At 52.5% G+C, this 23,732-nt stretch carries 15 protein-coding genes; 11 read left to right on the forward strand and 4 right to left on the reverse strand.

Going from position 1 to position 23,732, the window contains the following annotated elements; genetic code table 11:
- Positions 1 to 55 precede the first annotated feature (55 nt).
- The 3 genes from bglX to EDM21_RS17560 all read left to right on the forward strand — a co-directional run bounded on the left by bglX (position 56) and on the right by EDM21_RS17560 (position 6,766).
- A complete protein-coding gene (gene bglX / locus EDM21_RS17550) occupies positions 56 to 2,224 on the forward strand; it encodes a beta-glucosidase BglX (protein ID WP_157337585.1) in 2,169 nt (722 codons plus the stop codon).
- A 20-nt stretch (positions 2,225 to 2,244) separates the two neighbouring features.
- Positions 2,245 to 5,667 (forward strand): GH36-type glycosyl hydrolase domain-containing protein, encoded by a 3,423-nt coding sequence (locus EDM21_RS17555; protein ID WP_157337587.1) that lies wholly within the window; start codon positions 2,245 to 2,247, stop codon positions 5,665 to 5,667.
- Positions 5,668 to 5,791: 124 nt separating this feature from the next.
- Positions 5,792 to 6,766 (forward strand): substrate-binding domain-containing protein, encoded by a 975-nt coding sequence (locus EDM21_RS17560; RefSeq protein WP_166542076.1) that lies wholly within the window; start codon positions 5,792 to 5,794, stop codon positions 6,764 to 6,766.
- 572 nt (positions 6,767 to 7,338) lie between these two features.
- Here the strand turns inward: EDM21_RS17560 and EDM21_RS17565 are convergent.
- Positions 7,339 to 7,668: a hypothetical protein gene (locus EDM21_RS17565; protein WP_157337589.1), complete on the reverse strand. Its 330-nt coding sequence runs from the start codon at positions 7,666 to 7,668 to the stop codon at positions 7,339 to 7,341.
- 429 nt (positions 7,669 to 8,097) lie between these two features.
- Between EDM21_RS17565 and EDM21_RS17570 the strand changes: the two genes are divergently transcribed.
- Positions 8,098 to 8,670, forward strand: coding sequence for a TetR/AcrR family transcriptional regulator (locus EDM21_RS17570; protein WP_068777135.1), 573 nt, complete (start codon positions 8,098 to 8,100; stop codon positions 8,668 to 8,670).
- Positions 8,671 to 8,746: 76 nt separating this feature from the next.
- Positions 8,747 to 10,978, forward strand: a complete 2,232-nt coding sequence (locus EDM21_RS17575) for a YhgE/Pip domain-containing protein (protein WP_157337591.1) — start codon at positions 8,747 to 8,749, stop codon at positions 10,976 to 10,978.
- A 153-nt stretch (positions 10,979 to 11,131) separates the two neighbouring features.
- On the opposite strand, the gene EDM21_RS17580 is transcribed toward EDM21_RS17575, so the two are convergent.
- Positions 11,132 to 14,428, reverse strand: a complete 3,297-nt coding sequence (locus EDM21_RS17580; RefSeq protein ID WP_157337593.1) for a S8 family serine peptidase — start codon at positions 14,426 to 14,428, stop codon at positions 11,132 to 11,134.
- A 374-nt stretch (positions 14,429 to 14,802) separates the two neighbouring features.
- Here EDM21_RS17580 and EDM21_RS17585 point away from each other — a divergent pair, with 374 nt between their 5' ends.
- Together EDM21_RS17585 and EDM21_RS17590 are read left to right on the forward strand one after the other, a co-directional pair.
- Positions 14,803 to 15,678 (forward strand): helix-turn-helix domain-containing protein, encoded by an 876-nt coding sequence (locus EDM21_RS17585; protein WP_157337595.1) that lies wholly within the window; start codon positions 14,803 to 14,805, stop codon positions 15,676 to 15,678.
- A 180-nt stretch (positions 15,679 to 15,858) separates the two neighbouring features.
- Complete coding sequence (locus EDM21_RS17590) at positions 15,859 to 16,350, forward strand: DinB family protein (RefSeq protein ID WP_157337597.1); 492 nt, start codon at positions 15,859 to 15,861, stop codon at positions 16,348 to 16,350.
- A gap of 103 nt (positions 16,351 to 16,453) precedes the next feature.
- Here EDM21_RS17590 and EDM21_RS17595 read toward each other — a convergent pair whose 3' ends face one another.
- Positions 16,454 to 18,034 carry a M4 family metallopeptidase gene (locus tag EDM21_RS17595; RefSeq protein WP_157337599.1) on the reverse strand — a complete coding sequence of 527 codons (1,581 nt, stop codon included), beginning with the start codon at positions 18,032 to 18,034 and terminating at the stop codon, positions 16,454 to 16,456.
- Between the two features lie 360 nt (positions 18,035 to 18,394).
- Between EDM21_RS17595 and EDM21_RS17600 the strand changes: the two genes are divergently transcribed.
- Entirely contained in the window at positions 18,395 to 19,294 is a 900-nt protein-coding gene (locus tag EDM21_RS17600) for an aldo/keto reductase (protein WP_157337601.1), read from the forward strand.
- Positions 19,295 to 19,385: 91 nt separating this feature from the next.
- On the opposite strand, the gene EDM21_RS17605 is transcribed toward EDM21_RS17600, so the two are convergent.
- Positions 19,386 to 19,790, reverse strand: coding sequence for a hypothetical protein (locus tag EDM21_RS17605; protein WP_157337603.1), 405 nt, complete (start codon positions 19,788 to 19,790; stop codon positions 19,386 to 19,388).
- 243 nt (positions 19,791 to 20,033) lie between these two features.
- On the opposite strand from EDM21_RS17605, the gene EDM21_RS17610 reads away from it, so the two are divergent.
- The 3 genes from EDM21_RS17610 (at position 20,034) to EDM21_RS17620 (ending at position 23,645) form a co-directional block, all read left to right on the forward strand.
- The gene (locus EDM21_RS17610) at positions 20,034 to 20,996 is read left to right on the forward strand and encodes a DUF4097 family beta strand repeat-containing protein (RefSeq protein ID WP_157337605.1); all 963 of its coding nucleotides are present in this window, start codon (positions 20,034 to 20,036) and stop codon (positions 20,994 to 20,996) included.
- Positions 20,997 to 21,208: 212 nt separating this feature from the next.
- Positions 21,209 to 21,490, forward strand: coding sequence for a GNAT family N-acetyltransferase (locus tag EDM21_RS17615; protein WP_157337607.1), 282 nt, complete (start codon positions 21,209 to 21,211; stop codon positions 21,488 to 21,490).
- A gap of 397 nt (positions 21,491 to 21,887) precedes the next feature.
- Positions 21,888 to 23,645 (forward strand): fibronectin type III domain-containing protein, encoded by a 1,758-nt coding sequence (locus tag EDM21_RS17620; RefSeq protein WP_157337609.1) that lies wholly within the window; start codon positions 21,888 to 21,890, stop codon positions 23,643 to 23,645.
- Positions 23,646 to 23,732: the final 87 nt, after the last annotated feature.

Here is a 23,732-nt window from a genome sequence, read left to right on the forward strand (position 1 = left end):
AACTATGAACGTATATATCAACCCATCTAATCTCACATCATAAGGGGGCACTACAATGTCTGAGAAGCAGCTGTTATCCATTCTGGAGAAGCTTACACTGGATCAGAAAATCGCCCAGCTACAGCAGTTGGCGGGACCTTTCTTTGAAGGGGCATCAAGCCAGGGGCAAATTACCGGGCCTATGGCTGCCATGGGCATTACGGATGAAGTGCTAACCCATACGGGATCGGTTCTCGGGGTTACGGGCGCCGACGAGGTCATTGCCATCCAGAACGCGCATCTTCGCAAAAATCCGCACGGTATTCCGCTGCTGTTTATGGCGGATATCGTCCATGGCTACAAGACGATTTTCCCCGTTCCGCTTGCCATCGGCTGCTCCTGGGATATGGAGCTTGCCCGCAAGAGCGCGGAAATCGCAGCCAAAGAGGCCGCCGTATCCGGTGTTCATGTCACCTTTGCACCCATGGTGGATCTGGTTCGTGACCCGCGCTGGGGCCGGGTAATGGAATCCACGGGTGAAGACCCTTATCTGAACAGCGAATTTGCACGGGCATTTGTTCGCGGATTCCAGGGCGAGGATTTGAGCGCGGATTCGGACCGGGTAGCCGCCTGCGTCAAGCATTTCGCAGCCTATGGAGCGGCGGAAGGCGGACGCGATTACAATACGGTGGACATGTCCGAACGTCAGCTCCGGGAATTCTACCTGCCCGCCTATAAGGCGGCATTAGATGAAGGCTGCGAAATGGTCATGACAGCCTTCAATACCGTAGACGGGATACCGGCCAGCGGCAATACCAGACTCATGCGGGATCTGCTTCGCACGGAATGGGGCTTTGACGGTGTGCTCATCTCGGATTGGGGCGCGGTCAAGGAACTTATCGCGCACGGGACTGCCGCCGATGAGGCCGAAGCAGGCCGGAGGGCACTTGCTGCGGGCGTCGATATCGAGATGATGACGACATGTTACATTGGCCATCTGCGCGCGATGGTTGAACAAGGCGTGATCGAAGAGGCGCTGATCGACGAAGCGGTTCTCCGGATTCTGCGCCTGAAGCAGAAACTGGGCTTGTTCGAGAGCCCGCTGAGGGGCGCTGACCCGGAGCGGGAGCGGGAGATCGTGCTTAGCGGGGCTCACCGCGAAGCCGCCCGGGAGCTGGCACGGAAGTCGTGCGTGCTGCTCAAGAACGAGGGCGGCGTCCTGCCGCTCAGACCGGAAAGCCGGATCGCGCTGATTGGTCCGTTCGCGAAGAGCGGGGACATTCTCGGGCCGTGGTCCTGGATGGGCTCCGCAGAAGAAGCGGTGCCGCTTTACCAGGGCCTCGCCGCCTATACAGACCCGGCCCGGATTACGGTCGCGGAAGGCTGCGATGTCGAGAGCGGCACACCAGAGCAGATCACGCAGGCGCTTGAGGCTGCCCGCAGCGCGGACGTCATCGTACTGGCGCTCGGGGAGCACTCCGGAATGAGCGGCGAGGCTTGCAGCCGTGCGGACATCCGGCTGCCCGCTCCGCAGCTTGAGCTGGTCGCCGCGCTGAAGGCGCTGGGCAAGCCGATGACAGCCGTGCTGTTCAACGGCCGCCCGCTTGATCTGCACGGCATCATCGACGAAGCGGATGCCGTACTCGAAGCCTGGTTCCCCGGAACAGAGGGCGGGGCGGCGATCGCCGATCTGCTCTATGGTGCCGAGAACCCGTCGGGACGGCTGACGATGTCGTTCCCGTACAGCGTCGGTCAGGTGCCGGTATACTACAATTATTTCAATACAGGCCGTCCCCAAGATGCGCCTGATGCACAGGTACATTATGTATCCAAATATCTGGATATCCCGAACGAACCGCTGCTGCCATTCGGCTTCGGTCTGAGTTATACGTCCTTTGCGTATGAAGAGGCCGCTCTAGAAGGGAATACGATGACAGCCGGACAGCCGCTCACGGTCTCCGTCCGGGTTACGAACACAGGAGCTATGCCGGGTGAAGAAGTTGTTCAGCTCTATGTGCGGGATTTCGCAGGCGAGGTCGTGCGGCCCGTTAAAGAGCTGAAAGCTTACAAGAAAATTTTCCTGGAGCCCGGAGAAAGCGTAAAGGTTACGTTTACCTTATCTGAAGAGCAGCTCCGCTACTATCATGCGGACCTGAGCCACACGAGCGACGCTGGAGAATTCGCCGCTTTTGTCGGACCGAACAGCCGGGATACCGCAGAACTCCGTTTCCGGTTAACCAAGTAAAGAAAGCGAGTGAGCCAAACATGACCACATGCACGAGCACATCGTTCGATATCCAGGCGGGGAGCCTGCGGTTTGCTTTTCTAAACAGCGGAGATATCCGGGAAATCACCTCGGGGCCTTTCCTGATCAATCAATGGCTGGCTAATCCGATTGACGGATCGCTGAATAATTTGTACCTTCGCCTGCACCGGGAGGAAGGAATCGAAGCGATTCCTTTGCTAGGCGTTCATTCGGGCAGCCGCTTTCGGTACAGCGGTTCCCAGGTGATCTGGGAAGGAACGGCCGAAGGGATGTCCTACCGGGTGACCTTCACTTTGACGCCCCGGGATATCTGGTTCTGGGACGTTCAGGTCAGCGGAACCGCGGATGCTGAGATCGATTTGGTGTACGGTCAGGATTTGGGTCTTGCCGACCGGGGGGCCGTCCGCAGCAATGAAGCTTATCTGTCCCAATATATCGATCATACGGTATTTGACGACAGCGCATTAGGACGTGTCGTCTGCTCGCGTCAAAATCAGCCTCAAGGAACGTTGTTTCCTTATATGCAGCAGGGCTCCTTAACGAAAGCAGCCGGCTTCTCTACGGACGGGTTCCAGTTCTTCGGGCTTTCTTACAAGGAAACGGATAAGCCGGAAGCGTTATCCCGGAATGAACTTGCCAATGAAATTTACCAGTATGAGTTTGCGTATACAGCGCTCCAGTCGGAACGGGTCCGTATAGGCAGCGGGGTCGAAGCGGCCCGTTTCGTCTTCTACGGTCTCTTCAAGCCAAACCATCCGGAAGCCGTTACGTCTCTTGAATATGAAGAGGAAGTGGCGGAAGCATGGGAATTAGCCCAGCGTATGTATGCAGATGATGCTTCCGGAGCAAATGGGCTTGCAGCCCGATCCGAGGGCGGGGCAGCTGCCGGCTTCACTGCAGCCAAACCTGTTCTTCGCTCCGCCGATATCGGCAAACCGCTGACGGGTGAAAGCTTCACCTCGGAAGAGATCCGGCATTATTTCCCGGAGCGCCGTCTGGAGGAACGTCAAGAAGACGAGCTGCTCTCCTTTTTTACGGAAACGTATGAGCATGTGGTGCTACAAGCAAAAGAACTCCAGGTTGAGCGTCCGCACGGGCACATCCTGATGAGCGGAGATAACGCACGGTTGAATGAGTCCGTTATCACATCTACTTCCTATATGTACGGGGTGTTTAACTCCCAGCTCACCGTAGGGAATACGTCTTTTAATAAAATGCTGACCCATGCGCGTAATGCCCTGAACGTTCCCAAAACGGCGGGACAACGCATTTATATAGAGAGCGGGGGAGAATTCCGGCTGCTCACGTTACCTTCTCTGTTCGAGATCGGATTCAACTACACGCGCTGGTATTATAAAATGCCCGGGGATACGGTCATCATCACCAACTTCACCGCTGCGGACGCGCCTGAAGTTCACCTGCAGATCGTCTCGGAGCAAGGTAAGGCATACCGGTACCTCGTGACCAACCAGGTTGTTATGAACAACAACGAGTACGAGGTTCCGTTCTGCCGGGAGCTGGAAGCGGACGGACAAACCATTGCGTTCACTGCCGATAACGCTTCAGACAGCGCTGCCGTGTGGCCGGACCTGCGCTACCGCATGCGCGTGGAGGGGGCGGGCCTCGGCGTGACAGATGAGAGCCGGCTGGCACCTGATGCCGCACCGGGCTCGGCCTCGCTGGTCGTGCTGGAGATTGGCGCGAGTGCCTCCTGGAGCCTGACAGTGCAAGGGCTGCTTCGCGGGGAAGAAGCTGCCTTCACCGGGGCAGATGCCGCTCAGGAAGCTGCGCGCTACCGGGACTTCCTGGAGTCCGTCATGAACGGATTCCGTTTGTCGCGCTCCGGTGCCGGCACGGATGAGTCGCTGGACAAGATGAATGCGCTGGCCTGGTGGTACACCCATAATATGCTCGTCCACTACTCGGTTCCGCACGGATTGGAACAGTATGGCGGAGCCGCATGGGGAACACGGGACGTGTGCCAGGGGCCGATGGAGTATTTTGCCGCCACAGGCAAGTACGATGAAATTCGTGACATTCTGCGCACTTTATATGCCCATCAGTATGAAGATGAGGGCAACTGGCCGCAGTGGTTCATGTTTGACCGGTATGCCCACATCCAGCAGGAGGAGAGCCATGGGGATGTCATCGTGTGGCCGCTGAAAATTCTCGGCGATTATTTGGCCGCAACCGGGGATGTGGCTTTCCTCCAGGAAAAGCTTCCTTACACGAAGCGGCATACGTTTGGTTTCACAGAGGAGCAGGCTTCTTTGAAGGATCACGTCCGCAAAGAAGTCCAGTATATCCAGCGTAACTTCCTGCATGATACCCACCTGTCTTCATACGGGGATGGAGACTGGGATGACACGCTTCAGCCGGCTAATGCCCGGCTCAAGAAGTATATGGTCAGCTCTTGGACTGTGGCGCTGACCTACCAGGCAGTCCGTCAGCTCTCTGCCGTACTGACAGAGGCGGACCCGGATTTATCGGCGGAGCTGGGGGAGATGGCAGCCGGTATTAAGCGGGATTTCTCCCTCTATGTGCTGAATACGGACGTCATTCCCGGTTTCGTCTATATGGAGAAACCCGGCGAGACCGAGTTTATGCTGCATCCGTCGGATACGAAGACGGGCATCTCTTACCGGCTGCTGCCGATGACGCGTAGTATGATCAGTGAACTGTTTACGCCAGAGCAGGCCGAAGCGCACTACCGCCTCATCAAGGAAGAGATGTACTACCCTGACGGCGTCCGCCTGATGAACCGGCCTGCCCATTACGACGGTGGCGTCAGCCGCCACTTCAAGCGTGCGGAGCAGGCAGCTAATTTGGGCCGCGAAGTCGGCCTGCAGTATGTCCATGCCCATATCCGCTTTGTAGAAGCGATGGCCAAGCTGGGCAAGGCCGATGAAGTCTGGCGCGGCCTGCAGGTGATCAACCCTGTCCGGATCCAGGATGTTGTGCCTAGTGCCGAGCTCCGCCAGAGCAACGCTTACTTCAGCAGCTCGGACGGCAAGTTCAATACCCGCTATGAAGCCCAGGAACGGTTCGGGGAGCTTCGGGATGGCAGCGTTGCCGTTAAAGGAGGCTGGAGAATTTATTCCAGCGGTCCGGGAATTTACATGAACCAGCTTATTTCCAGCTGCCTGGGGATACGGACCCAAGGCGGAGACCTTGTTGTAGATCCGGTGCTGCCGGCGGATCTTGACGGTCTGCGGTTTGATTTCCGGATTATGGATATCCCTGTCACCTTCCTGTACCATGCTGCGGGTAAACCGGTCCGGCGTGTAAGTGTGAACGGACATGATCTGATCACGGAGGAAGTGGCCAACCGTTACCGCGCGGGCGGTCTGCGGATCAAGCGTGAGGAGCTGCTGAAGCACCTTTCGGGCACTGGCCGGAATGTTATTGAACTAGTTAACTGAGCCGAAACGGCGGTCCTGCTGGACCGTCCTTTTGCTTTTACAACCGGATTCATTAGGGGATAGTAAGCAAGCGAAATAATGGTATGATTAACCTAATAGAAATGAAACGTGAGGAGAGAGTATTGTGGTCAGCATTAAAGATATCGCAAAAAAAGCGGGTGTTTCTATATCGACGGTATCGTACGCGCTGAACGGCAGCTCCAAGGTAACGGATGAAACATGTGCCCGTATTCTGGCGATCGCCAAAGAACTGGACTATACGCCCAATGCAGCGGCACGGACACTTAAGAAAAGGCAGACGAAAATTATCGGTGTTTTTCTGACGGATTTTAGCGGCCCGTTCTATGGTCTGCTGCTGCAGGGCATTAAGGAAGGGCTGGACCGTCAAGGCTATGAGGTCATCGTATGCAGTGGGGAGCAGTCTCATCGTTTCCTTCCGGAGAGGATGATTGACGGCGCTATCGTGCTGGACGCGGCCTTCTCCGACAAGGAACTGCTGCAGCATGCGGACCGGGGGCATAAGATTGTCGTCCTGGACCGGGAACTGGTTCACCCGAATATTAATCAGGTGCTGCTGGATAACAAAGCGGGAGCGACACTGGCGGCGGAACATGCGCTGGATCTTGGCTATCGCAAACTGTATGTCGTAACGGGGCCGCAAGCTTCCTATGACGCCAACAAGCGTCTGCAGGCCGTCAAACAGGTAATGGACCGGGTCCCGGATGCCGAATATACGGAGATCGAGGGCAACTTCAGCAAATCTTCCGGCGAGAAAGCGGCAGAACGCATCCTGCAGGAATACAGGGAGCCGTCAGCTGTATTGTGCCTTAACGATGAGATGGCTATCGGCGTGTATAATACGGTCATGCAGTCAGAGTACCGGATCGGAGAGCATATCCATATCATCGGCTTTGATAATATTGAATTGTCCGCTTACATGACCCCGCGCCTGGCCACGATTGATTACTCCAAGCACAAATGGGGGGCGCTGGCAGCCGAACAGCTGCTGAAGATTATCTCCGGCGAAGCGGTCGAGAATGAACGGATCTATGTCACGCTGGTCCCTGGAGAGTCTATTCAGCTTAACGAAAGGCCGTGAGGATGACTGTGCGAGGCGAGCAAAGGAAGAGAAGGAGCCGCTAATCCCAAGTGATTAGTCGGCTTTTTTGGTTAGACAGGATTCTGTTCCGCAAAGGGGATAAGCCTAATCATTTCTCTCTCCCAGACTCATAAACAACCTCAAGCTGCTTCCATCTTTAAATAGCAGAGGATTACGTAACGATAAGATTTTCTTCCTATTAATCAAGTGAATACTCATATATATCCAGTTTATCATTTTTTAAGAACGGCGAATGTTATTCTTCTAGAGTGAAGTTTGGGATGTGCGAATTTCCAATTCATAATTTATATTTACTGATTATGGAAATGATAGATGGGTTAAATAATTTAAAGAGGTAAGCCGCCCGAAAAAATTGCAATCAGAATAAGAATAAAATATTTTCAAGCTTATGGGTTGAAGGTAGTGGAGTCGCAAGAGAAAGAGCAGTCTATTCTCGATTGAGAAAAAACTGCTCCTTAATACTGCAAAATCTTATTTGAATTAAAGGTCCTTCCTAAACGTGATAACCTTTGAAGGGTCTTCCACAGGATTCTTCAGTGTTAATAATTTTCTTAAGGCTGCACAGTAACATAATAAACAACTCTTGTACCACTATTCCATTCCGCAACTACAGTACCAGTCCCCGCTGCGAAAGCAGTTAAGTTTCCGAATCCATCTAGTCCAAGACAGTTAGTTGGATTTGCGGCTGAAATCGAAACATGATCGCCTGCAATTTTTCTGCCTTCTCCAACTCTCATAGTGATAGAGGAGTAAATAGTAGATTGTGTTTCAATTTTAGTAGGTTGATTACCTTGTACTGTTGCGGCGGATGCTTGGTTTGCAATTAAACCACTTGATAAGATTGTTGCAAATGCAGTTAAAGTTAGGATTGCTTTTTTCATTTTCTCAGCTCCTATATGAATTATTTTTTATGTTTATCTGGTTGTCTTTACGTTTTAATAGTAACAGAAAACTTTACAAATATCAACATAAATTACATATTATGTATTGTTTTATATAAAGCAATAACTAGACAGCATTTGAAAGAGCATAGCCTTACAGAAATTTATTAAGGAAACACTTACATCGGACAGAGGTATAAGGATGATTTTTAGCAGGGTACGAGCGTGGTACAGAAGGTATCACCGTTTGTATCGATTGATGAATATCAGGGTTGAACAGAGGCTAGTAATGCTCAACGTAATAATATACTTCCTGTATCAAATGTCCTTGCATTCGTTCTTGCAAAAAAGAAATGAGCATGATAGAATAACTTCAGCTTAGAAAATGACCAAATGAACATTTTAGTCATATCGTATCGAGGTGATGAAATGGCAGTTGACCGTCGTGAACTTATTATAGAAGCGGCGTCAAAATCTTTTGCTCTATTCGGGTACAAAGCGACTACAATGGATCAGATTGCCAAAATCGCAAATGTAGGCAAAGGAACTATTTATACTTATTTTATTAATAAGGAAGAATTGTTCCAGGAAATCATGAACCGGCTCATTCAGGAACTGAAGCATGTGGCCGAAGAGGCTTTGGATCCGAAGCTGCGCTTTTTCGAGAATTTGGGCAGAGTGCTGGATCGAATATTGGATTTTCAGGAAGAGCACGAACTGGCGATCAAGCTTTCACAAGAGGTCAAAGAGATCAGTACGCAAATGGCGCATGAAGGGATTCAGCAGATAGAGAAGGCGATTGTCGGTTACATTCAGCAGCAGGTTCAGTATGCGGTTGATAAAGGCGAAATCAAGCCCTGCAATCCCGAAATTACGGCGTATGTGATGCTGAAACTGTTTATAGCATTGACCTCGGACTGGAGAAATACGCATGAACGGCTGGATAAGAAGCAAGTGGCTGAATTGCTCCGGTTTTATTTACAAGAAGGGTTGGCTCCATAAGCGCTGGCCTTTTTTTACGCAAGAAAATGACCGTTTGACGAAAATAGTCATATAGTAAATTATAGGAGTGGGAAAGATGAAGAAGGGTACTAGACAAAGACAATTCGGGAGTGAATTAGCTTCGATTGTGCGCAACCGCAAGGTGCTGATCCCCGTTATTGCGGTATTGATGGTTCCCGTATTGTACACGGCCATGTTTCTGGTGGCTTTCTGGGACCCTTACGCCAAGATGGCTGAGTTACCGGTAGCGATTGTCAATGCGGATAAAGGCACGGAGTTTAATGGGAAGACGCTGCATATCGGCGATGAATTTGTCCAAAAGCTCAAGGAAGACCCGCAGTTCCGCTGGGAATTCGTATCGAAGGATGAAGCGGCTGCCGGAATGGCAGACAAGAAATATTACATGACGATCGAAATTCCTGAGGATTTCTCGGAGAAGACGACAACGTTAACCTCTGACAATCCGACTGCGGCACGGTTCACCTATCTGCCGAATGAGAGCTTCAACTTCCTGGCTTCTCAAATCGGGGGTACCGCTGTAGAGAAAATGAAGGAATCTCTGAATAAGAACATCACGGAAACCTATGCCCGTACCGTCTTCGATCAAGTCGAGGAACTGACCGATGGGATCGGCAAGGCGAGCGACGGGGCCGGCAAGCTGGCTGAAGGAACATCTGCAGCTAAGGACGGCGCTATTAAAATCGAAGAAAACCTCGGCAATCTCGTTAACGGCACGTTAACTTTAAAAGAAGGCGCCGTGAAGCTGGAAGCCGGCGGTGCGAAGCTGGACCAGGGCGCCGCGAAGCTTAACAGCGGAGCAAGCAGTCTGGCGGGCGGCTTGGCGCAGCTGCAGGAAGCCCAGAAGCAGCTCGGTTCGGGCGCAGCGGATCTGGGAACCGGTGCCGCATCGCTGGGAACCGGCGCGCAGAACTTAAGCAGCGGCCTCACCCAGCTGGCAGACGGCAGCGGCAAGCTGACCGCCAGCTCCGGGCAGGCTTCGCAGGCTTCCAAGCAGCTCGCGGACGGTCTTGCCGAGTCCGGAGCGGGCGCGGCGAAGCTTGAGCAGAGCGCAGCTGATCTCGCGAAGGGGCTCGAAGGCCTTGCGCAGCAGAATGAGGAGCTTGCGCAGGATGTCGGCTTCCAGAAGCTGCTCGCAGGAAGCAAGCAGCTCGCCGCGGGCATGACCAGCTCCAAGGAAGCGCAGGAGCAATTGGGCCAGGGCGCGGCTCAGCTTAATCAAGGTTTGGGCCAGCTGAATTCCGGCCTGACTGCTTTTGACGGCAAGCTGAAAGAAGCCACAGCTGGCGGACAGAAGCTGTCTGCAGGCGGCCAGCAGGTAGCTGAGGGCGCCAAGAAGCTGACTGGCGGCATGGATCGATTCGGGGCCAAGCTCGGCGAAGCCCAAGCCGGAAGCCAGGAACTCGCAACCGGAGCAGCGCAGCTGACCGGCGGCGCTTCCGAGCTGCACCAGGGCTTAACCCAGCTCACCACTAATTTGAACCCGTTCATCGACGGTTCGCAGCAGCTCAAAGACGGGGCGGATCAGATTGCTTCGGGTCTTACGGAGCTGAATGACGGCTCGAACGAACTGTCCTCTAAGCTGAGCGATGCATCTGACAAAACATCCGGTCTTAAGGTGTCCGATTCGATGTACGATATGTTCGCTGGACCGGTGAAGGCCGATACGGAGAAGATCAACGAAGTTCCGAACTACGGAACAGGTTTCGCGCCATACTTCCTGTCGCTGGGTCTGTACGTAGGTGCTCTTGTACTGACCATTGTGTACTCGGTACGTGAGCCTGCGATTGCTCCAAGAAGCGGCTGGAGCTGGTTCTGGAGTAAAGCACTGACACTGATCACGGCAGGGACTATCCAAGCCATCGTGGCCGATGCCGCGCTTCTGTGGCTGCTTGATATGGAAGTGAAGAGCATTCCGCTGTTTATGCTGTTCTCGATTCTTACAAGTATCTGTTTCATGATGCTGATTCAGTTCCTGGTGACAACGATGCAGAATCCGGGCCGTTTCCTGGCTATCGTGATCCTGATTTTCCAACTGACCAGCTCGGCAGGGACTTTCCCTCTGGAACTGATTCCGAACTGGCTGCAGAAAGTAACGCCTTGGCTGCCGATGACCTATTCGGTTGCAGGTCTTAAGGATGTTATTTCAAGCGGCAATTACGATTCCATGTGGAGTAACTTAGGCATTCTGGGTATTTTCACTGTCTTGTTCGCCGGCATTACCCTGACCTACTTTATTGTGCTTCACCGTAAAACAAAAGCGCAGAACCTTGAGGCGAATCCCGCCTGACGGTCCATTGCGGGCATCGTAATAAAATAAGCGTGAGCGAATAAAAGAGAGAATTGAAATGAGCCGTCCCCTAAGCAGCCAAAGCTGTTCAGGAGACGGCTCTTCTTTTACACTGGAACCTTTACTTTCACTGGAACCTTTTCACTGGAACCTTTACTCTACAGGAACCAGTTCATCCGTGGTTTTACGATCTGGAACCTTGGACTTGCTCAGAACGACTGGCACTTTGACGGTTGTTTTAATTTCCGGATTTTTGACGGAAGAGATCGTGACAGTCAGTTCGACATTCACGATTCCTTTTGCCGGAACCAGTTTCAAGATGCCCTTGTTATCAATATAAGCTTTGTTGTTGCTGTTCGTCACTTTATAGAGAATGCCATCGGTTTTAGGAAGTTTGAGTACAGGCTGGTTGAGCTTCTTGGTGTTCACGATTTCCGTTTTGAACTTATCTTTGGCTTGCGCGACCTTGTCGCTTTCCAGATTGGCAATACGCAGCGAGGTATAGGCCGTGTATGCGATTTGTTCCGGGTTATTGCCGTACTTGTCGAGTTTTTCTGCAAGAACCGCCAATTTATAAGTGCCGGAACCGAGTGTTTTCACAATCAGTTCGCCATTCTCATCTGCTTCTCCGTCGACATAAGAACCGTCAATACCTTCAAAAGAGTACACGCCAGGTTCGATCGGCTTGTACTCGCCCGCGCTGTTGCGCTGCGCGATCTGATCGATGCGGCCGATGAGTTTGTCATCCAGTCCGAAGAGCCACAGTGATAGAGAATTGATGTTCTTGGCCGTCAGACGGAAGGAGAGGTCCGAAGTTGTCGGGCCGTCCTCGTCATTCTCCGGATAAATGACCGTTTCGGTCAGTTCCAGCTCTTGCAGTCCGAAGCCGTTCTCCGGCTTCTCTGCTCCGACGTGAACGGCGAATGGCAGATGCAGCGTAGGCTGACCGGTCTTCTCCAGTACGACTTCACCTTCGTACACACCCTTCACGGCATTAGCTTTAGGCGTTACGGAGAGGAAGAATGATTTCTCCGCGCCTGCGGCTGCCGTAATTTTACCGCCGCTGCTCAGCCCGAGGAGCTCGGTAGTCAGATTGTTGACATCCGGTGTAGGCGTCGGTGCATTCGGATCGGAAGTCACGCTCGAATGAAGGACGACTTTAGCGGAATAGGTCTGGGATTGCTTGGATGTATTCTTGAACTGCAATTCTTTCTGGGCGTTGCTTCCCGGCGCTACGACACCAAAGGAGGCGGAGGAACCGTAGTTGGTTACCGGCTGCGGATTCCAGTATTTATCCAGGATGGTGATCGGCTCTACCGTTTCCAGAAGGGCAGTTGTCTGGATCGCGTTCGCCAGATTAGCGCGCCCTGCGCCCTGCGAGTACACATCGTACAGCGTTCCGTTCAGATCGCGGATCTTGTCGGATGTGTTGGCAAGTCCGGCGCGGATATCGGCAGGTGTCCAGGCCGGGTGCTGCTGCTTCAGCAGCAGGGCAAGTCCGGCCACATGAGGAGCCGCCATGCTGGTACCGCTGTTGCGGCTGTAGGCGCGGTCATAGGAAGCGCCCGGCTTGAACTTGCCGTAGGCCGGCCAGGTGGACAGCACGCTCACGCCCGGAGCGGTGATATCCGGCTTGATGCCCAGATCGGCATCCACGTTCGGTCCGCGGGAGCTGAAGGTGGCCATCGTGTCACCGGGAGTTTCCGTATACGGGTACTCCGGTCCGAAGGCAAGCTTCAGTGCACTGCCCGGAGCGGCGAGTGCCTTGCGTGCCAGTGCGCGCCCCTCGGTTCCTTTCATATCGAAGGTCGGGATATACTCGAACCCGTCACCGAGGAAGGCGGCGGACCCGATATGCCCGTCACGTCCGATTACGGAAGGGGACAGATCGGCAGCATTCGGGTTGCTGCGCTCCGTGTTGCCGTTGAAGATAATGGCGGCTTTGGCGCCTTTACTCTTCGCAGTGGTGATCTTATCGATGAAGGCAATGCCTCCGCGTGAGATCAGCACGACTTTTCCGGCGACATCCTTGCCGTCATAGTCTTCATTCTGTCCAAGATCCACGTAGACGACATCTTGGGCACCCGTGCCCAGCAGGGCAGCGAAGTTCTCCTTGCCGGTCTCCCAAGCCATTACGTTGAGATCGTAAGGCGCGTAAGCTGCTGCGGTAACGGTCGCCGCCTGATTCTGTGCAGCGGAGATGGAAGCCGATGCGGAGGCAGCTGCCGTGGCCGCGGCAGAGGCTGCTTCCGTTACGGTAGCCTTGTACTGGTTCGTCGTACTCGTCACGGCACCTACGGAAATGGCAAGCGGAGAGGTTGCCGGGGAACCGAGGGAGTAATAGTAAGGTCCCTTGTCCGCTGCGTTCCCGTTGGCGATGACAGTGACAACCCCGCCGAGTACGGCGTTGTTAATCGCGACAACATCGGGGGAATTGGAATCTTTCTCGGAATCTGAGCCCAGGGACAGGTTGATGACGTTCATGCCGTCTTTGACTGCCCGCTCGATCCCGTCAATAACCTGCGCCGATGATCCGGAGGCAGAACCGGTTTCGGTATTGCGGCCGAGTACTTTGTACACATAGAGGTCGGCTTCATAAGCGACGCCCTTCTGCACGATGTCTGAAGTCTTATTAGCCGCCCGTCCGACAATTGTGCCGGACACGTGGGTTCCGTGAGAGGTGCCTTCGAACCCGGTCCGGTACGGATCTTCTTCCGGAGTGAGCGGAGGTTCCTCGTAAGGATCATTGTCCTTCTCAAAAGAATCATAGCCGCCCTTATAAGCGTCTTTGAGATCGGGATGCAGGTAATCCACGCCCGTATCGATTACGCCGACCTTGAGGCCTTTACCGGTCAGTCCTTTGGCCCAGGCGGCATCGGCGCCTATCTGCTTGAGCGGATTGCTGTCATAAGTGGGGCTATTGGCATCGAGACCTGCCGGTTTACCGACAGGAATCGGATAATAGTTAGCGCTGTGGTGGATAGATTTCACGCCCGGAAGCTTTGCGAGTTCGGGAATCTTGTTCGCCGGAACGGTTATTTCGAGACCATTCAGTACCGTGTTGTACTGATAGTTGACGGTCATCGCGATTCCGCTGCTTCTGGCGCTGTTCAGTAAAGTGGTCTGCTCTTGATTAACGGAGGTTTCGTTAGCTTCTGCTGCAAGGGAGCTGTTGCCTGTTTTGGCGGCATATTTGCCGACTGCAGCCGGCTGGCCTTTCAATTGTACGATGACTCGTACCGATTCAGTAGAAGTGGTGTTGATCTTCGGTGAAATGTACCCTGCTGCTTGATCCGGCAGTGCCTTTGTGTCTGCGCCGGGAGTATTCAGTTTAAAGCCGTTGCTCTGGGCGGCTTGGGCCGTTTGAACCTGTGCGAGGCTCGTTCCCGCAATGAACGTAAAGGCGAGTGATACGACGGACAATTGTTTGATCAGGCGGTGATTGTTCAACTAGTTCCCTCTTTTCATCCGGAAATTTGACTTGCATCAAGCTAGATGAATTGAACTGCAAGCTCCCTCCTCTTTCTACTAGAAATAGGTGACTATTAAATAAGACAGTTTGACCAACTGGTTAATTACACGAAAATGAATAATTTTTGGTAAAAATTTCTTGGAAGCTATATAAAAGTCATAAAACGAAGGCGTAGGGTTTCCATTGTTAAAAGAAGAGGAACAGACAAGCCGGCGGCATAGTTGCCTTAATAGATTTATAGAGGTATAGTGATCTCAAATAATGGAAACGGACGCCGGCGGAAGGATAGTTCAGCGACAGCTCTCTTCTTCCAGATAGCTTCCAGTCAGAATGGCAGAAAAGGAGGAGTGCGATGGATGCCCGGTTGCATCCTCTGTTTTGCCCGGTTCAGGGCAATGGCAGAGCCTCTGCTTATGTGTACCGCGAAATGACCCCCTCGCCTGCACTCAGGCCCTATGTGGCTTGTTACTGGATATCCGAACCGGCTCCGCCGGTACATGGACGGCCGCTTGATACTTCATCCGGTACAAGTGTTGACCGTGTACTGCCGGACGGGTGTACGGATATTATCGTGAAGCAGGACCTGTACAGGGATCGCTGCGCTGCTATCTACTGCGGCATTTTTGATCATGCTTTTACGATTAAATATAGCGAGCAGCAGCCTGTGCGAAGCTTTGGTGTCCGCTTTTTCCCCGGAGGGGCCTGCCGGTTTATGGGAATTCCGCTGGACGGGTTAGCCAATCAGGCTTTACCGCTGGAAGTGCTTTTACCGGATTTGGGGAGCGGTGTACGGGAACGGATTATGCGGGCCGCCTCCTTCACGGAACAAGTCCGGGAGATGGAGAGCTATCTGCTTGCCCGTTTGCGTAAGCAAGAAAGAGACGGTGACATACTGATACAAAATCTTCTCCACCGCATCTTTATTTCGGGCGGCCAAGAGAATGTACAGAGTATGGCGGCATCGGAGGCAGTCAGTACACGCCAGATGAACCGGAAATTCGGCCAGTGGATAGGGACGAGCCCCAAGAAATTCATGGAGATTGTGCGGTTTCAGTCCGTGCTGCGGGAGATAAAGGCAGGCCGCATTACCGATTGGCGGACGGCTGCGCTGGAGAGGGGATTCTATGATCAGGCTCACCTGATCCGGGAATTCAAGCGTTTCTACGGGGATACGCCGGTCATAGCTGCGCAAGAGTACCGGGGCATGTCCGATTTGTCCAATTCTTGACCCGAATTTAGGGTTATACTGGAATTACATGCAGCCTTGCATGCAAGTTCTGCAGACAGGGAGCACGGGTTGTCGAATGGATGTTGTCGAACGGACCGCCTGCGTCTCGGACTGCCGGAACGCAGGCGGCCGCTGCGGACAGGAATTTTATATCACGGATGGAAGAAAGGGCGGAATCACATGAGCGGAGTATTGGAAATCCGGGATCATCTCCTGGGTGAATTGGAACTCGCGGTTCGTACAAGTGAATCACTGATCAACAGAATTAAACCGGAGGAATGGACGTACACGCCGCAGGAAAACATGCGTACGCTGCAGCAGCTGGTCCATCATCTTGTCTCGATTCCGGCTTCGGATCTTGCGATTCTTCAGGAAAAAGAGCAGCCAGAGGTGGAAGCTGTCGAGAATCGTGTGCAGGGAATATCTGAACCGGAGCAGTTGTCCAGGCAACTGCGGGAGAATTTCGATAGCTTCAAGGTATATATCACCGGGCTAACGGAGGAAGAACTGCTGCGCAAGTCGACGAAGGCCTTCTATCTGGATCATGGAATGGTTCAGAGCAAGTGGCTGATTGAGGTCGTCACTCATATGTTTCACCACCGCTCCCAACTGTTCAACTATCTGAAACAGCTGGGGCATGACATCAATTTCTTCCTGCTGTACGGAGCTTAACTTCTCATACACTAGTGTCAGGCAGCGCCTGACAGAACAAAGCAGCCCGCCCGGTAAGGGGAGCTGCTTTGTTTTTTTTGGCACAAATGAGACAGAGGTCTGATCAATATACGCCTACAGCGTCGTAAGCTTTGCCTACAGAGACGGACTCACCGGAACCGGCTCCGTATAAATCAACGGCAGATTGAACGGCCGCATCCCGGATATCCGCGAAAGTAGAGTAAGGGGAGAGGTAATAAGTCAGTGCATGATAATAAATTTTGATTGCCTTATCCCGGCTGATGCCGGTTACAGTTACGTTAGAATGAGTGCCACCCTGGGAGAGAAGATAGAAGGCTTTGTTATTGATGCCGCTGTTGATGTGCACGCCGCCATTGTCAGCTGTGCCTGTATATTTGTTGCTGTAGTGGTTGGGCTGGTTATAGAGCTCCGGATTAGAGAGGGAGCGGATGCCGTCACCCGGAGTATTAGGCGTATAAATGTCATCTCCTACGAGCCAGGTCGTACCTTGGATCGTATTGCCGAAAATATCGGAGATGGATTCATTCAGCGCCCCGGACTCCCCATAGTATTCAAGACCCGCGGAATACTCGGTGACGGCGTGAGTCAACTCATGCCCGATCACGTCCAGATCTCCGGAGAAAGGAAGGAAGGTTGTTCCGTCGCCGTCTCCGTATACAATCTGTACGCCGTTCCAGAAGGCGTTGTTGTATTTTTTACCGTAATGGACGGTTGATTTGATCAGCAGGCCGTTTCCGTCGAGGCTGTTGCGGTTGAACTTGTTTTTGTAAAAATCATAGACTTTCTCCGCATAAGCATGAGCATCGACGGCCGCACGATCCGTCCAATTGTTATTATTCGTGGTGGTTACCACGCTGCCGGGAAGGGAGGACAGGTTGTTAGCGGTATAGGTCTGGATCCCTTTCCCGCGAGTCGTGTCCTTGAGCTGATAGCTGCTTCCGCTCTGTGTGGTGATGAACTGCTTCGTATCGCCCAGAACGCCGGTACCTGTGCCTACCGCATGCTGGAGCAGATCATAGCTGCGGATGATCTCGCCGCTTACCGCGTCAATAAAATAGCGGGTACGGGCCGGAGAGGGCTCCAGCACGTTCACTTCAGTCACATAAGCGAGCAGGTTCTTGCCTTCCAGGGGATAAATCGTCAGTTCCGCCTGAGGAGCTTTCTGCTGTTCGCCGAGTTTACCGAGTTTTTTCTCGGCATCGGCGTTAGCCTTGGCGATGGCTTCGGAAGCATTGATGGCGGCTGTCAGTCCGTTGGTTACATTTTGCTGAGCATCAGGTAAGATGCTGCCGAGATAAGAAGAAACGTTCCCTTTCTTATCCAAATGCACCGTCTGCTCAGCACCGTAGACCGGTATACCTTGGATATACTGCTTCAGCCGGTAATGCTCCGTTCCTGAAGCGGCGTCTTTTTGGCGTTTCACGATTTTCAGCTGCTCCTTGGCGGACTTGCCGAGTTGAATGGCGCCTTTCTTGCTGTCCAGGAAGCTCCAGACTTTCTCGTCATTCGATAAACCTGCGGGCGCATTCCACGTTTCTCCGAGGAACTTGGGCGCGACCGATTGGGGGGTTGCCGCGGCTTCGGTAGAAGCTGCGCCTGCCGGTACGGCGGCCGCTAAGAGCAGAGCGCCTGTCAAAGTGAGCGAAGTGAACGTTTTTCTCATTAATAATCCCTCCAGAATGGTTGATTACCGCTTTGCGGTATGTGGACCGATGTACTCAGATTGATCTGAGCCGCGAATAGGGCCGCACAATCCGTTAGACATTCCCCCTTTCAAAAAACAGCAAAAGGCTGCCGTTTATAACGACAGCCTCCGAAGGATCGGTGGGTCCGATGTTTATCCTACTATTCTCATGGGTTTATATGGATATTATAAAAAGGCGAAATAGATTTGTCAAACAATTTTTGGTAAATTGCCTGTTATTAGCAATTCCGATATGTTCCATATTCAGATATTGATTCAGTCTCAACGTATTCGGGAAAAATAATAGACAGCGGAATACAACGAAAATGAGGTGGGGCAATGACTGTTTTTAAAAAAACTGCAATAGAACCTATTCAGCAGGCTATGAACACGAATCCGATCAGACTGGCGGATGGCACCCTGCTGCCCAGGCTGGGACAGGGAACCTGGCAGATCGGAGAGGATCCCTCTAAGCGGCAGGATGAAATTGCAGCACTCAGACTTGGCGTAGAGCTGGGCATGAAAGTCATTGATACGGCGGAAATGTATGGGGACGGCAGATCGGAGGCGCTTGTCGGAGAGGCGATTCAGGGAATCAGGGAGGATATTTTCCTTGTATCCAAGGTTTATCCTCACCATGCCGGACTGGATCAGCTGGAGAAGAGTTGTGATGCAAGCTTGAAGCGGCTGAAAACCGATCATCTTGACCTTTACCTGCTTCACTGGCGGGGCAATGTCCCGTTGAGTGAGACGATAGAAGGAATGCAGCGGCTGGTTGAAGCGGGGAAAATAAGCAGATGGGGCGTCTCCAACTTCGATGCAGCGGACATGCTGGAGTTGTCCGGTCTGCAGGGCGGAGTAAACTGCGCCACGAATGAGGTCCTCTATCATCTGGGCTCCCGTGGGATTGAATACGATTTGCTGCCTTTGCAGCGTGATTATCGTATGCCGGTCCTGGCATACAGTCCGCTTGCACAGGCAGGTTCGTTAAGAAGTGAGCTCCTTCAGAGCCGGGCGGTGAAGGATATCGCGGAGCGTCATGAGATTACGCCAATGCAGCTTCTGCTGGCCTGGTGTATCCGAGGAGGAGATGTGCTGGCCATCCCCAAAGCATCGACGGAAGAACATGTGCTGCAGAATGCCGGCGCTGCGCTTATTCAGCTTTCGGAGGATGACTTGGTAAGACTCGATGAAGAATTTCCGGCTCCTGTGAGTAAGATACCGCTGGATATCATTTAAGACCGAAAGGCCGCCCGTATATATAGCGGGTGGCCTTTTTGGCATTTCAAAACGGACATGCGGCAGATTCCGGACGTGCAGGGTCTCTCTTCTACTGTCCCCATTTTAAAGCCATCGTTAAATTGCAGCAGGGCGTGCCTTCGATATCGGGATCTATTTCCAGGATAATGGAACTGGGTGTGTACCGGGTAGTAATGATCGAGCTGACCCCGATCGACTTCATCAGGCGGTCTACTTCCAGCTTATTGCCAGCCTGAGCGGCGGACATGACCTGATGAGCGAAGCTTTTATCCGCCAGTCTGGCCAGCACTTGGCTTCCGTCCGCCATTAACTTGCGAAAGGCCAGGATAGACTGGCTGAGCGTGCTCGTATTGACGGTCGGATATTTGCGTTCCGGGACCGGATTGCCGTACCCGTAGGCGGGATAGCCGGCGGCATAGGGCCAAGGCGGATAGTCAGCCTGCCTTGGCCATATATAATAAGAATGGGGAAGCATGCAGTCCCTCCTTTCTTGATGAACAGATGCAATTATTTCAGTATATGAATCCGATGGGCGCTTGTGCAGCCGTCTCCTCTACAAAGAACCGGGAATCCCTCTGGAGGCGGAATAGACCTGGACTTAGGACGGGGAAAAATTACGTTCGGAAGTCTAATGTATAAGGAAAAATATGGTGGTATACTGATGGAGCCAAGTAAGTTTCGGCCGTATTTATCGATACAGGAATGGAGAGAGATAACTTTGAAAAGAAATGTAGGATTCCTCTTGATAGGAGCGGGGCTGCTGTCCTTGCTGTATTTTCTGAATCCGATTGGAGTGTTTACCTGGACCGGATTTTCTTTCGGAACTGAAGAAATTTATTTAGAGAAATCCGTGGATTCAAGCTCGCTGAATAAACTGGAACTGGACGTTGGCAGCGCGGATGTGAAAGTGACGCGTGGAAGCGGCGATCAAGCCAGGGTCACTCTGAGTGGGAGAGCAAGTTCGAATTATGCCGACAAACTGGATTTGAAAGTGGAAACCAGAGGAGACACACTCGTACTGGGACTGAATCAGGATGTCGTCAGCATCGGATTTAAAGTGCTGGACATCGAAATGAACGTGGAACTGCCCGAGAAGCAGTGGAAATCAGCCAAGCTGGAGACCGGAAGCGGGAATATAGATTTGGCTGAGCTAAAGGGCGATTCCATCGGGATCAAAGTGGGGAGCGGCAATATCAGCGCGCAGGAAATAGCCTTCCAAAAGATCGAATTAAACGGCGGAAGCGGGAATGCGACGTTATCTCAAATCGAGACGGATCAGATGGATCTGCAGCTTGCCTCCGGTAATTTGAATGTGACGAAGTATACAGCGGATCTATTAAAATTCGATCTGGGCAGCGGCAACGTTGAGTTATTCGACGGTCAATCCGCTGTGGAGGGGCATGTCAGCTCCGGCAATGTCCGCATAGAGGCGGAAGAGCTGCTTCATAATACCGATTTGAAGCTGGGCAGCGGGAATGCGACCGTTGAACTGGCCCGGCAGCCTAAATCACTCGAAGTTGACTTCCGGGGCGGCTCCGGCAACGGTCAAATAGGCTTTACAGGCATTGAGTACCAGGAGAAGAGTGAAGAGGGCGACGTTCTGAGAGGAACGTTCGGCAGCGGCGATGTTAAGCTGAATGTCCAAACAAGCTCGGGAGATTTCAAGCTCGAAGAAGGCTAGAATACTTATCTTCTATCGGGGCATCGATTCTATCAGAATCGGTGCTCTCTTTGACTGTTGTCGGCGTTCGGGCAATTTCTGTCGGATTAGTGCGCTCTCATGACGGTTAAGGGTAAAAGAAGCGGTTAGACTAAAAAGGCTGACGTTAATAAAACCAGGGAATTATAGGTAGGCCGTTCGTACGCCATACATACTTGATAGGAGTGAGAAAAATGAAGGAAATGGTACAGGAAGGCAATGGATTCGCTATGAAAATAGACGGGCATGTTGTCGCAGAAATTACTTTCGTGCCCCAGGGGGAAGCTCTGGTTATTACTCACACGTTCGTATCTGAAGTTCTGCGGGGAAGGAAGATCGGAGAAGAGCTGGTAAGCCGAGTCGTTTCGCATGCGCGCGAAAATAACAAGAAAATAGTACCCGCGTGCTCATTTGCCCATGCGCTTTTTAGAAGAAAGAAAGAATATCAGGATTTATGGGTGCGTGAGGAAGAGTAGATCCGTCTAAGCGATAAAATTTTGGAAGAATGAGGATTACTTTTCCAATTTAATAAACGGTTTTTCCAGTTGGGCGGGTAGTGAGGTATTTGCGGAAATGACTACAGGCAGGCATCTGCCTGTGTGAATAAGAACTGAAGTCCGGCGGCAGGACGAGCCGGGCTTTTGTGGCGTATAACGAAATCTTCTCCCTGTATTCAAGCAATTTACCCCTACAGCTGGAAAACGCTGCATGGTTTAATGGAAATAGGGCCGGATTTATCGGGCCCGGAGTTCCATACTTTTCCTTTTGATTGGAAATGGAGGTGCGGATGCTAAAGTTGACTGAGGGATGCCATGTGAATGGAACCAAAGCGGGGCATTTATTGTACAACCCAATTCTAGGAGGGATAAATTAATGAAAAAAGATTTGACGGGACAAAAGTCGATATTTAAGAAAGCGTCTACATTAGTATTGACGACTACTCTTTTCTTAAGCTTGATTCCGGCGATGGCTTCAGCGGCAGACCGGGGAGCGTGGACAGCTTCGACTTCGTATGCATCCGGCGACACGGTAAGCTACGGGGGTAAAACCTATCAGGTTGTACAGCCGCATACGTCTTTGAACGGCTGGGAGCCGCCGAATGTGCCCGCACTCTGGAAAGTAGTTACGGGCGGCGGTACGCCGGATACTCAGGCTCCATCTGCTCCATCGAATTTGAGGGTATCCGGGACGTCGACGACGACAAGCATTGCGCTTGCATGGAACGCAGCCTCGGATAATGTAGGTGTGACCGGCTATGACATCTACCGTGGTACAACCTTAATTGGAAGCGCTTCCGGAACGGCGTTGACTTATACGGATACCGGGCTTACCGCGAATACAACGTACACCTATACGGTCAAAGCCAAGGATGCGGCCGGCAATGTATCCGGAGTAAGCAACACGCTCAGCGCGGCGACTCAGCCGGGCAGCAGCGGACCGGACACACAAGCTCCGACAGTCCCGGCGGGACTTGCCTCGACAGGAGCAACAACCTCCAGCGTCTCCTTATCCTGGAACGCTTCTACGGATAACGTAGGCGTTACACAGTATGAAGTATACCGGAACGGTACGCTGGCCCTGGCAGTGACCGGTACAACTGCAACCGTAACGGGACTGGCTGCGGACACCTCTTACAACTTTACCGTCAAAGCCAAAGACGGTGCCGGCAACGTGTCGGCAGCAAGCGCGGCGATTAGTGCCAAGACCCAGCCTAGCGGCGGAGGCAGCGGTCAGCTTCCTAAGCATATTCTCACCGGGTACTGGCAGAACTTTGTCAACGGCGCCAAGAACTTGAAGCTGCGCGACGTTCCGGCGGAATATGACATTATTGCCGTATCTTTCGCGGAGATGGACCGTACCAAACCGGGCGGCGTGACTTTTGCCATTGATCCGAGTCTGGCAACGGCTCTCGGCGGTTATACCGAAGCTGAATTTTTAAGCGATATCAAGGCCAAGCAAGCTCAGGGCAAGAAAATCATTCTGTCCATCGGCGGCGAGAAGGGCAACATCGACCTTAGCTCGGCATCCCCGAACGTAAAGAATTTTGTGGACAGCATGTCCGCACTCATTACTCAATATGGTTTTGATGGTTTGGATGTAGATCTGGAGCACGGCTTTAACGTGCCGAATATGACCAGTGCAGCCCGTCAGCTTCAGCAGAAAGTAGGGCCAAGTTTCATTCTGACCATGGCTCCTCAAACGATCGATATGCAGAGCAATCAGAGCAGCTATTTGCAGTTCTATGCGAATGTCAAAGATATTACGACGGTCATCAATACGCAGTACTATAACTCCGGTTGTATGCTCGGCCGCGACGGCAAATGCTACTCTCAGGGAACGGTAGACTTCCTGACCGCACTGACTGATCTGACGCTGCAATGGGTACCGGCGTCACAACTCGGCCTCGGAGTACCGGCCACTCCATCTGCTGCGGGAGGCGGTTATGTCTCGGCCGCAGTCGTTAACCAGGCACTGAACTGCCTGGCTACGGGCAACAGCTGCGGCAGCTATAAGCCGGTCGCCAAATATCCGGATATCCGGGGAGCTATGACCTGGTCTATTAACTGGGACGGTTCGAACGGATACACCTTTGCCAAAACCGTGAAGCCGCAACTGAACAGTATGCCTTAAAAACGTACTTATTCGACAAAAAACTTCCCGAAGGGCACAAAACCCTTCGGGAAGTTTTTAATTTGTCAGAAAAGTTTGAGGAAAGTT

It is taken from the genome of Paenibacillus lutrae (assembly GCF_009757775.1).
GTDB classification, from domain to species: domain Bacteria; phylum Bacillota; class Bacilli; order Paenibacillales; family NBRC-103111; genus Paenibacillus_F; species Paenibacillus_F lutrae.